The following is a 12,361-nucleotide window of genomic DNA, read 5'->3' on the forward strand; positions in this document are numbered from 1 at the left end:
TGATCCAGCGTGCAGCGATCAGCCCACACGCGCCATGCAATGCTCGATCAGCGCTTCAAGTTCACGCTGGTAATCCTGCATCAGTGCGTCCATGGTGCCGGCGCGATAACGCTGGCTGCTGTAGATGCAACGCAACGCCAACTGGCCGTCATACACCTGGCCGACAATTTCCAGCCAGTTGCCCAGGTTCGCCTTCAGGCTGTAGTTGTCGCCGGTTTCTTCCAGCGCCGGCACCAGCAGAGCCTGCTCGTCGAAACTCTGGTCGAACTGCCCCAGGTAGTTGAACGTCACCCGCGCCTGCGGCAGATCCGCCAGTTGCCGGGACACCTCGGCGCCCGCCAGATGACGCAGCACGCCATACCCGATGCCCTTCTGCGGCACCGCCGCCAGCTGCGCCTGTACGTCGATGATCGAACGTCCGATATCGTCGCTGTCCGGACGCAACCGGACCGGGAACATGCTGGTGAACCAGCCAAGGCTTCGGCTCAGGTCGATGGATTCAAACAGATCCTCGCGGCCGTGCCCTTCCAGCAAAATCAGCGCCGATGGCTGACCGCTCCAGCGGCACAGTGCCCGACCGAGTGCCGACAGCAGCAGGTCGTTGATTTGCGTGCGATAGACCGCCGGCGCCTGCTTGAGCAATTGTTCGGTGTGCTCGCGGGACAACTTGAGCCGCGCCTGCGCCTGCTGGCGCACCTGATTCTTGCCACGGTAGTTGTCGCACGGCAGATCGACGCCCGGTTGATCGAGCTGCTCCAGCCAGTACGCCAGCTCCTGTTCGGCAATCGCCGGGGCCTGTGCCTGCAAGGCCTCGGCAAACGAACGATAGCTGCTGGTACGAATCGGCAGTTGCGGCGCCAGCCCTTGCACACACGCTTCATAAGCGGTTTTCAGGTCATCGAGCAGGATCCGCCAGGACACGGTGTCGACCACCAGGTGATGAATCACCACCAGCAGTCGCGCCTGACCGTCCGGCAGGGCGACATGCATCACCCGCCAGACCGGCCCGTCGTCCAGCTTGAGGCTGCGCTGGGCAAGGTTGGCCAGCGCTTCGACCTGTTCGCTGTTCTCGGCTTCACGGCGCCAGAGCACCGCCTCGCCCTGTTCGTTGGCGGTGCAGTAGCGTTGCAGCCAGCGCCCGCCCTCCCGAGTGAAGCGCAGGCGCAGCGAGTCATGGTGTTGCTCGATCCAGCCCAGGGCCTGCTCGAGCGCATCCAGATCCAGTGGCTGGCGCGCACTCAACAGCAGTGACTGGTTGTAGTGATGGGCTTCGGACATGCCCTCGGCGAAGAACCACTCCTGAATCGGCAACAGATTGAACAACCCCTCGCCCGCCACCTGCGTGACGTCCACCAGTGGCTGTCCGGCGCCTTCCTTCGTCACGTTCTGTTCGACGATGCCAGCGATGGTCTGATAGCGCATCAGATCGCGCAGCTTCAGATCCATCTGCAACGTCGGGTGGTTCCTGACCCGGGAAATGACCTGCAGGCTGAGAATCGAGTCGCCGCCCAGTTCGAAGAAGTTATCCGTGATGCCCACCTGCTCGACTTGCAGCACCTGGGCCCAGATCTCGGCCAGCAGTGTTTCCTGCTCGTTGCGCGGGGCGACATATTCCTCGCTCTTGAAGTCCGGCTCCGGCAGCGCCTTGCGGTCGAGTTTGCCGTTGGGCGTGACCGGGAAAGCACTCAGGCAGACAATCTGCGCCGGCACCATGTACTCCGGCAGCGAGGCGCGCAGCCCGGCCTTGAGTTCATCGCCCACGTCTTCGCCCGTCGGCGTCACCACATAACCGATCAGTTGCTTGCCGGACGCATTGTCCCGGGCGATCACCAGCGCATCGGTCACACCCTCCAGTTGGCGCAGGCTGGCCTCGACTTCACCCAGCTCGATGCGGAAACCGCGCACCTTGACCTGATGGTCGATGCGCCCGACGTAATCGACCACGCCGTCCTGACGCAAACGCACCAGGTCGCCGCTGCGATACAGGCGCTCGCCGACCGCGAACGGATTGGGTACGAAGCGCTCGCAGGTCAGATCCGCACGGCCGTGGTAACCACGGGCAACCCCATAACCGCCGATGTACAGCTCACCGGCAAAACCTGGCGGCAGCGGGTTCAGATCCTCGTCCAGCACGTACAGCGAACGTGCGCCGACGGCACGACCGATCGGTGCATAGGCCGCTTCACAATGCTGGCTCACCGGGACCTTCCAGAGCATCGGCGTGACCACGGTTTCCGTCGGGCCATAACCGTTGGTGAAGTACTCGGGACGCAGGGCCGCTTTCACCTGTTCAAAGGTCTGGTCCGGCACGGCATCACCGCCGAAGCAGTAGATGCGCACCGGTGGCGGCGCGATGCCGCTGGCCGCCGCGTACTCGGCCAACTGTTTGAGATAGGCCGGCGGGAAGCAGGCGATGGTGACGCCATACTCGTGCAAGGCGGCGTAGGTCTGCTCCGGCGTCCACAGGCAACCGTCGCGAATCACCAGACGGCCACCGCTGTAGAGCGTGCTCAACCAGCGTTCATGGGCGCCGTCGAAAGCGAATGACATGAAGTGCAGCTCGCAGCTGCTGGTGTCCATTTCATACAGCTCGGCGATGGCCTGACAGTGCATGCTCAACGGCCCTTGCGTGACCGCAACGCCCTTCGGCCGACCGGTGGAACCGGAGGTATAAACCAGATACGCCAGCCCTTGCTCCTGCACACGGGAAACCGGCGCGTGATCGGGGTAGCGGGACTCGTCGAGATGATCGATTTCCAGACGCAGCAGCCCTTCAGGCGCCGGCAAGGTGGCGCGCAGGCTGCTCTGGGTCAGCAACAGGGCCATGCCCGAATCCTCGATCATGTACGCCAGTCGCTCAGGCGGATAATCGATGTCCAGCGGCACGTACGCCGCACCGCTCTTGAGCACGGCGAGGAAGCTGACGACCATTTCCAGCGAGCGCGGCAGCGCCACGCCGATCACCACTTCCGGGCCCGCCCCGTGTTCGGTCAGGCAGTGGGCCAGACGATTGGCCCGCTGTTCGAGTTCGGCATAGCTCAGGCTCAATCCGGCGCACTGCAGGGCGATAGCCTCTGGCTGCTGCTGCGCATGACGGCTGATCAGTTGCGGCAACAGCACCGGTTCGTGGCTGGAGACCGGTTCGGCACTCCAGGCCTGGATCGCCTGCCACTGCTCGTTCGACAGGCGCTGCAGATTGCCCAGTCGCTCGTAAGGCGCACGCATCATCGCTTCGAGGGTGTTTTCCAGCGTCAGGCGAATGCCTTCCACGGCCTCGGCGCTGAAGTGGCTGCGCAGGTACAGGTACTCGATCGACAGCTCGTCACCCAGCATCACCGCGAGGTCCATCGGTACGTTGGTCACGCCGTGGCCGATGGATTTGCCGAAGGTCAGGTCGGTGTCGTTTTCTTCTTGCAGGCGATCATCGATCGGGAAGTTCTCGAACACGATGATGCTGTCGAACAGTGCCTGGCCACCGAGGTTGGACCAGCGCTGCACATCGGCCAGCGGCGCCTGGGAATAGTCACGAATGTCCAGGTTGTAGGCCTGCACTTCGCCGAGCCAGTCCGCCAGGCGCTGATCGGCCTGCGGCGTCTGGATGATCGGCAAGGTGTTGATGAACAGACCCAGCATGTTGCCGACATTCGCCAGCCCTTCGGGACGCCCCGAAACGGTGGCACCGAACGTGACCGTGCGCTGCCCGGTGTAGCGCTGCAACAGCAGCAGCCAGGCACCCTGAATCAACGTGTTGGGGGTGATGCGCAGGTCGCGGCAGAACTGCAGCAGGCGTGCGGTTTGCGCCTGATCCCAGTTCGAGTAGATCGCATCGTGGCCGCAGACATCGGCCGAATGGCGCGGATGGATCGCCTGGCTCAACGCCGTCGGCTCGTTGACCGCCGCCAGACGCGCTTTCCAGAACAGCTCCTGCGCGTCCTGATCCTGTGCCTGCAACCAGGCGATGAAGTCGCGGTAACGACCGTTCTCACCGCTGACCTTGCCCTTGGAGTAGTACTGCAAGACTTCGCCGAACAGGCGCGAACTGCTCCAGCCGTCCATCAGGATGTGGTGGCTGGTCCAGATCATCTGATAGCGGTCATCGCTCAGGCGCAACAGCGTCACCCGCTGCAGACGTGCCTGGGACAGATCGAAGCCGAGGGCACGATCATCGCTGGCGAATTCGGCGATCAACTCATCGCTGACCTCACGCTCGCGCCAGTCGAGCACCTCCATTTGCAGCGGGGCCTGACGATGGACCACTTGCAACGGCTTGGCCAGCCCGTCCTGCCAGTGAAAACTGGTCCGCAGGATCGCCTGGCGATCGATGACAAATTCCCAGGCGCCCCGGAAACGCTCTACATCCAGGCCCTGGATCGGCAAGCTGACCTGGTTGACGTACAGGCTGCTGCCATTGTCCGAGAGCGTGTGGAACAGCATGCCCTCCTGCATCGGCGACAGCGGATAAACGTCCTCGATCAGATCCGCCGGCACCGGCAACGCATCAAGCTGCGCCTGCTCCAGACGCGCCAGCGGGTAGTTTTCCGGCGTGCCGTCGGCCTGCTGCGCGGACTCCACCGACGCCACCGACGCCACCGTCGCCAGTTTCTGCACGGTCTGTTGCTGGAACAGATCCTTGGGGGTAAAGCGAATGCCCTGCTGGCGCGCACGGCTGACCAGCTGGATGGAGATGATCGAATCACCGCCCAGGCTGAAGAAGTTATCGGTCACACCGACCCGGTCAATCTTCAGGATGTCTTGCCAGACCACAACCAACTGTTGCTCAAGCTCCGTTGACGGGGCGACATAGTCCCGGGCCGACTGATTGACGTCCGGCGCCGGCAAGGCCTTGCGGTCCAGTTTGCCGTTGGGGGTCAGCGGCAGCGCCTCGAGGTACAGCCACTGCGCAGGCACCATGTAATCCGGCAGGTGCGCCTTGAGGGCGGATTGCAGCGATTCGCTCAGCTCATCCTGCTCCTGAAGGCTGAGGCCGGATTGGGCCGGCACCACATACGCCACCAGTTGTTGACCGCTGAGGCCGTCCACCGCCAGCACCACGCCTTCACGCACGCGGTCATGGGCCAGCAGGCGCGCTTCGATTTCACCCAGTTCGATGCGGAAACCGCGCACCTTGACCTGATGGTCGATGCGGCCCACGTATTCGATCCGACCGTCGTCACCCAGGCGCGTCAGGTCGCCGGTGCGGTACATCCGTTCGCCGCTGGTCGAGGCCGGGTTCGGCACAAAACGCTCGGCGGTCAGGCCCGGACGGAACAGGTAACCGCGGGTGATGCCGTCACCGGCCAGATACAGCTCGGCCGCCACCCCGATCGGCGACGCTTGCAGTTGCCCGTCCAGCAGGTACGCGGTGGTGTTGACCAGCGGCCGGCCGATGTTGGCCTGGCCGCCGGCTTCGCGGCGGGTCCAGGTCGAATAGGTGGTGTCTTCCGACGGCCCGTACAGGTCATAGACGTGCTCCACCGACGTCTCGCGGTACAGGCTGTCGACCACACTTTGCTTGAGCGGCTCGCCGGCCAGATTGATGATCCGCACGCCATTCGGAATATGCCCGGCACGGTGCAAGGCAGCGATGGCCGACGGCACGGTGTTGATCAGACGCACCTGATCGCGCTCCGGCAGGTCCGGCAGTTCCAGGGCATTGCGCGCCATGACGATCGAACCGCCACGCGCGAGGGTGACAAAAATCTCCCACACCGACAGGTCGAAGCAGACCGACGTCGAGGCGAGCACGCCTTGCAGGTCAGCCTCGCTGTAGACGTCGGCGGACCAGTGGATCAGTGCCTGGACGTTACGATGGGCAATCGCTACGCCTTTGGGTTTGCCGGTGGAGCCGGAGGTGTAAATGACGTAGGCCAGGTTCGCCGAATCGCCACGCACGTCGAGGTTATCGGCAGCCGCATCGGCAAAGGCATCGCCGCCCGCCTCCACCAGCACCACCTGTGCGTCGGTCTGCGGCAGTTGCGCCAGCAACGATTGTTGCGTCAGCAGGACCTTCGCCTGGCTGTCTTCCAACATGTACGCCACGCGGTCGGCCGGGTAGTCCGGGTCCAGCGGCACGTAGGTGCCACCGGCCTTGAGCACCGCCATCAAGGCAATCACCAGTTCCGCCGAGCGCGGCATCGCCACGCCCACCCGGACCTCGGCGCCGACGCCCAGCGTCGACAGATGACGGGCCAGCTGGTTGGCCCGGCGATTGAGTTCGGCATAACTCAGGGCCACACCGCCATGGCTCAGGGCCACAGCGTGCGGACGGGCCTGGACCTGCGCCTCGAAGCTTTGATGAATCAGACGCTCGGCCGGATACCCGGCGTGGTTGTCGTTCCACTGCGCCAGCGTTGTGTGCTCCGCACTCGACAGCATTCCGACTTCACCCAGCAGCCGCTGCGGTGCGTCGAGGAACTGCTGCAGAACGGTTTCCAGATGCGTGGCCAATCCAGCCACGCCGCGCTCGGAAAACTGCTCGGTCAGGTAGTTGAAGTCCAGACTCAGGACCTCGCCGGCACCGGCGATCAGGGTCAGGCCGTAGTTGGTCTGCTCGCGGTGTTCCAGACCACCGAAGCGCAAGCCTCCCGGATTGGCCTCCAGCGTCTCCGACACCGGGTAGTTTTCGAACACCAGCAAGGTGTCGAACAGCGCTTCGCCGTTGAGCTCGGCAAGCCGCTGGATGTCTTGCAGCGGCGTCTGTTCGAAGTCGCGCAGCAGCAGGTTCTTGTCCTGCACGCTGCGCACCCAGTCGCGCACGCTGACGCCCGGTTGCGGGCTGGCGATCACCGGCAAGGTGTTGATGAACAGCCCCAGTTGCTGCTCGATGCCCGGCAAGTCCACCGGACGCCCGGACACCGTGGCGCCGAACGCGACCGTGGCCTGACCGGTGTAGCGTTGCAGAATCAGCAGCCATGCTGCCTGCACCAGACTGTTCAGAGTGACCTGCTGCTGGCGCGAGAAGCTGTTCAGGCGGCGCGTGAACGCTGCGTCGAACGTCAGGCGATGCACGCCCTTGCCCGCCCCCGGCTGCACGTTGCCCGGGCACGCCGAGGCCAGACGGGTCGGCTCGTCGAGCTCGGCCAGTTGTCCGCGCCAGAAAGCCTGCGCGGCCTGTTTGTCCTGGCCTTGCAGCCAGGCCAGGAAGTCCCGGTAACGGCCCTGCGCACCCGGCACCGGATGGCCGGCGTAATCCTGCAGCACCTCACCGAACATCCGCGAGTTGCTCCAGCCATCCATCAGGATGTGGTGGCAGGTAAAGATCAGGCGATGGCGATCATCAGCCGTGCGCAACAGGCACAGACGCAGCAGCGGCGGGTTCTGCAAATCGAAACCACGCTCCAGATCCGCCCGTGCCCGCGCCTCCATGGCCACGGCCAGATCCGGCTCGTGGCGCATGTCCACTTCCGGCATTTCCAGGGTCAGCTGGCGATGAATGACTTGCAGTGGCGTGTCGAGACCGTCGCGACCCCAGATGAAACCGGCGCGCAGCACTTCATGGCGATCGACCACCCGCTGCCAGGCCTGCTGGAAGCGCGCGACGTCCAGACCTTCGATGTCCAGCAGCATCTGATAGACATAAGCGCTGGCATCGGCGTCATAGAGACTGTGGAACAGAATGCCCTGCTGCATCGGCGCCAGCGGATAGATGTCTTCGATCCGCTGGGCAACGATCGGCAGGTTGTCCAGATGGGTCTGGGACAACCCGGCCAGCGGCACGTCGGACGGTGTCAGACCACCGCTCGCGTGATTAAGGCAATGGTCGATCAACTCGGCCAGCGCGCCTTCATAGGCACGTGCCAGCGCATGGATGGTCGCGTCTTCGAACACATCGCCGCTGTAGGTCCAGGTCAGGCTCAACTGCCCCTGATAGACCCGGCCATCGATGGTCAGCGTGTTGGCCATCGGCGCGCGCTCGTCCTGCCCGGCGCCCTTGTCTTCGGTGGCCGGCACCCACAACGCGCCTTCATCGAAGTTGTTGTCGAACTGGCCGAGGTAGTTGAACGTCACCTTCGGCTGCGCCGCGCCGCTCAGGGCAGCCTGTGCCTCGGCGCTGCCCAGATATCGCAACAGGCCGTAGCCAATGCCTTTGTTGGGGATCGCCCGCAGCTGTTCCTTGATGCCCTTGATCGAGGTTTCGAAACCGGCGCCGGGGGTAAGACGCACCGGGAACATGCTGGTGAACCAGCCCACCGTGCGGCTCAGGTCGACATCGTCGAACAGGTCTTCACGACCATGACCCTCGAGCTGCACCAGCGCGCTCTCGGCACCGGTCCATTCGCACAGCACCTTGGCCAGCGCAGTCAGCAACAGGTCGTTGACCTGGGTGCGGTAGACCGCCGGGGCCTGTTGCAGCAACTGCCGGGTGCGCTCGGCATCCAGACGCGTATCGACGCTACGCTCGAAACGGTTGCTCAACTGACCTCGCGGGTTGTCCAGCGGCAGCTCGATGCCCGCGCCGCTCAACTGCCCGCGCCAGTAATCCAGCTCGGCTTCCAGCACGGCACTGCGCGCATGCCCTTGCAGGCGCGCGCCCCAGTCCTTGAACGCGGTGGTCTTGGCCGGCAGGCGCACAACCTGCCCCGCCGTCAGCTGTTGATAAACGGTTTGCAGGTCTTCCAGCACGATCCGCCAGGACACCCCGTCGACCACCAGGTGATGGATCACCAGCAACAGGCGCTGGCTGGCGTCCGGCAAGTCCACCAGCACCGCGCGGATCAGCGGGCCGTTGTCCAGATCGAGGCTGCGTTGCAGTTCCTGGCACAGCGTCGGCAAGGCCGCGCTGTCCTGCAAGGTCACGGTGCGCAGCAGCTCCAGATTGTGTTCGACCGGCGCGTGGGTCTGTTGCCAGCCACCCTCGAGGTCGCGGTAACGCAGACGCAAGGCGTCATGGTGCCGTTGCAGGTGCTGCAACGCCTGCTCCAGTGCAGTCGCCGCCAGCGGTGCGGTCGGGGTCAGCAGGATCGACTGGTTCCAGTGATGACGCGCCGGGATATCGCTGTGGAAAAAATACTGCTGGATCGGCGTCAGCACCGCCTCGCCGAGCACATCGCCCTGGGTCGCGAGTACCACGTCGCTCTGCTGCGCGACCGTGGCCAGGCGTTGCACCGTCTGATGCTGGAAGATGTCCTTGGGCGTGAAACGGATGCCCGCCTGACGGGCGCGGCTGACCACCTGAATCGAAATGATCGAGTCGCCGCCCAGCTCGAAGAAATTGTCGTTGAGGCCGACACGCTCGACCTTCAACACGTCCTGCCAGATGGCGGCCAGTTGCTGTTCCAGCTCACTGCGCGGCGCGGCATACGCTTCCTGCACCTGAGCGACCTGCGGCTGCGGCAGTTGCTTGCGATCGAGTTTGCCGTTGGCGGTCAACGGCAGGCGTTCGAGGAATGCCCAGCTGACCGGCACCATGTAGTCCGGCAAGGCTTCGCGCAGTTGCGCCTTGATCGAGTCGCGCAGCGTCGCCTCGGTATCGGCTTGCAGTGCCTCGTTCGGCACGATCCAGGTCGCCAGTTGCTGACCGCTCGGGCCTTCGACCGCCAGCACCACTGCCTCGCGCACCGCCGGGTGCTTGAGCAGCCGGGTTTCGATTTCCCCCAGCTCGATACGGAAACCGCGGATCTTCACTTGATGGTCGATACGACCGATGTACTCGATCACCCCGTCGCCGCGCAGGCGCGCCAGGTCGCCGGTGCGATACAGGCGCTCGCCGGCCTGCGGGTTGAACGGGTCGGGCACAAAACGCGTAGCGCTCATGCCCGGTTGATTCAGGTAACCCCGGGCCAGACCGGCACCGGCGATGTACAGCTCGCCGATGCAACCTTGCGGCACCAGGTTCAGCGCGCTGTCGAGCAGGTACCACGACAGGTCGACGATCGGCTCGCCGATCGGGCTGCTGTGACTTTGCTCAAGGTCGGCCATCGACAATGGACGGTACGTCACGTGCACGGTGGTTTCAGTGATGCCATACATGTTCACCAGCATCGGTGCACGGTCGCCGAAACGCTCGAACCATGGCCGCAGGTTCTGCACTTCCAGGGCTTCGCCACCGAACACCACGTAACGCAGCGAATGGTCGCGCGAGGATTCACTGGCCAGTTGCATCAGCGGCTTGAACGCCGATGGCGTCTGGTTCAGCACCGTGACGTGTTCATCGCACAGCAGGGTGTAGAAATCTTCCGGGGAACGGGTGACGTCGTGGGGTACGACCACCAGTTTTCCGCCGTACAGCAGCGCGCCGAAAATTTCCCAGACCGAGAAGTCGAACGCGTAGGAATGGAACAGGGTCCAGCTGTCGTCCGGGCCGAAACCGAACCAGTGGTCGGTGGCGCTGAACAGGCGGATGACGTTGCTGTGCGGCAGCAATGCACCTTTGGGTTTGCCGGTCGAACCGGAGGTGTAGATGACGTACGCCAGGTTATCCGGCGTGGTCAGGCACACCGGGTTTTCGCTGTTGCCCGGCTCCAGTGTCTGGCTCAGGTCCAGGCAGGTGAGGCCCGGCGGAATCGGCAGCTGTGCCTGCAAGTGACCCTGGGTCAGCAGCAGACCGATGCCACTGTCCTCGATCATGTAACTCAGGCGGTCTTGCGGGTAGCCCGGATCCAGCGGCACGTAGGCACCGCCGGCTTTCAGCACGGCGACGATGGCGACGATCATGTCCAGCGAACGCTCGACCGCCACACCGACCCGCACATCCGGGCCGACGCCGTTCGCGATCAACCGGTGCGCCCACTGATTGGCCCGGCGATTGAGCTCGGCGTAGGTCAGCCGTTGCCCGGCAAAGGTCACGGCGACCGCCTCGGGATGAAGTTCCGCCTGGGCTTCGATGGCCTGATGAATGCACTGCTCGACCGGGTGCTCGACCCGTGTCGGATTCCATTGGCTCAGCAGTTGTTGCTGACGGGCGTCATCGAGCATCGGCAACTGCCCGATGCTGCGCGACGGGTCGGCGACGATCGCCTGCAACAGCGCGGTCCAGTGCTGCGCCAGACGCTCGATGGTCGTCGCGTCGAACAGGTCGGTGGCGTACTTGAGCACCGCTTCGATGCCGTGGGCCTGTTCGGTGGTGTTCAGCGTCAGGTCGAACTGGGCGGTCTGGCTCTGCCATTCCAGCGGCTCGATGCTCAGGCCGTTGAGGCGCGTCTCGACACTGCTGCGGCGTTCCGCCTGATGGTTGAACATGACCTGAAACAGCGGACTGTGGCTCAGGCTGCGACCCGGTTCCAGGGCTTCCACCAGTTGCTCGAAAGGCAAGTCCTGATGGGCCTGGGCTTCCTGCGCGGTCTGTTTGACCTGACGCAGCAAATCGACAAACGAGGTCTGGCTGTCAACGTCGGCCTTGAGCACCTGCGTGTTGACGAAGAAACCGATCAGACGCTCGATTTCCACCCGGCCACGGTTGGCCACCGGCACGCCGACACGGATGTCCGACTGCCCGCTGTAGCGGTGCAACAGCGCTTGGAAAGACGCCAGCAGCAAGACGAACAGCGTGACGTTTTCCTGCCGCGCAAAGGCTTTCAGGCCCTGGCTCAGCTGCGCATCGAGAATCAGGTTGTGGCTGGCACCGGCAAAGCTCTGATCGACACTGCGCGCGCGGTCGAGCGGCAGTTCCAGCACCGGTTGTTCGCCGCCAAGTTTTTCCTGCCAGTAGGCCAGTTGCCGCGCCTGCTCGCCGGCCTCCATCCACTGGCGCTGCCACAAGGCGTAGTCGGCGTATTGAATCGGCAGGGGCGGCAGACCGGCATCGTGACCGAGGCTGAAACCGGCATAGAGCTGCACCAGCTCTTCGATCATCACTTGCAGCGACCAGCCGTCGGAGACGATGTGGTGCAGGGTCAGCACCAGCACATGGTCGTTCGGGTTGACCTGCAACAGGGCCGCGCGCAGCAGCGGGCCTTGCTGCAGATCGAAAGTCTTCTGGCTCTGAGTCTGGACGAACGCCTGGATCGAAGCATCCGGGTCGCTCGCCAGCTCAGGGCTCAACGGGTAGGTTTCCAGTGCAAACGGTCCTGGCGGCAGGATCGTTTGCAGCGGTTGCTCGGTTTCCTGGGAGAACACCGTGCGCAAGGTTTCGTGTCGTTCAATCAGCGCCTGAAGGCTGCGCTCCAGCGCCGACTCATCCAGCGGACCCTGCAAGCGCAGGGCCGTCGGAATGTTGTAGGCCGCGCTGTGCGGCGCCCACTGCCAGAGAAACCACTGGCGCTGCTGGGCGTAGGACAGCAGCAGCGGCTCTTCGGCCGTGCGCTTGAAAACCGGGGCAATGTCAAAGAGGTTGACGCCTTTCTGCTTGAGCAGAACCGCCAGAGCCTTTCTTTGCTTAGCCGAAAGTTGTCCTACCGACTCGATTAACTCTTGCACGCGTTTT

Annotated in this window: 1 protein-coding gene; it reads right to left on the reverse strand. The window is 64.0% G+C overall.

All coding sequences use genetic code 11. The features are described 5' to 3' along the window. Positions 1-18: 18 nt before the first annotated feature. Positions 19-12,354 carry a non-ribosomal peptide synthase/polyketide synthase gene (locus L6D82_RS19140; protein WP_236191009.1) on the reverse strand — a complete coding sequence of 4,112 codons (12,336 nt, stop codon included), beginning with the start codon at positions 12,352-12,354 and terminating at the stop codon, positions 19-21. Positions 12,355-12,361 lie beyond the last annotated feature (7 nt).

The sequence above is a fragment of the Pseudomonas paraglycinae genome (assembly GCF_021601625.1).
GTDB classification, from domain to species: Bacteria; Pseudomonadota; Gammaproteobacteria; order Pseudomonadales; family Pseudomonadaceae; genus Aquipseudomonas; species Aquipseudomonas paraglycinae.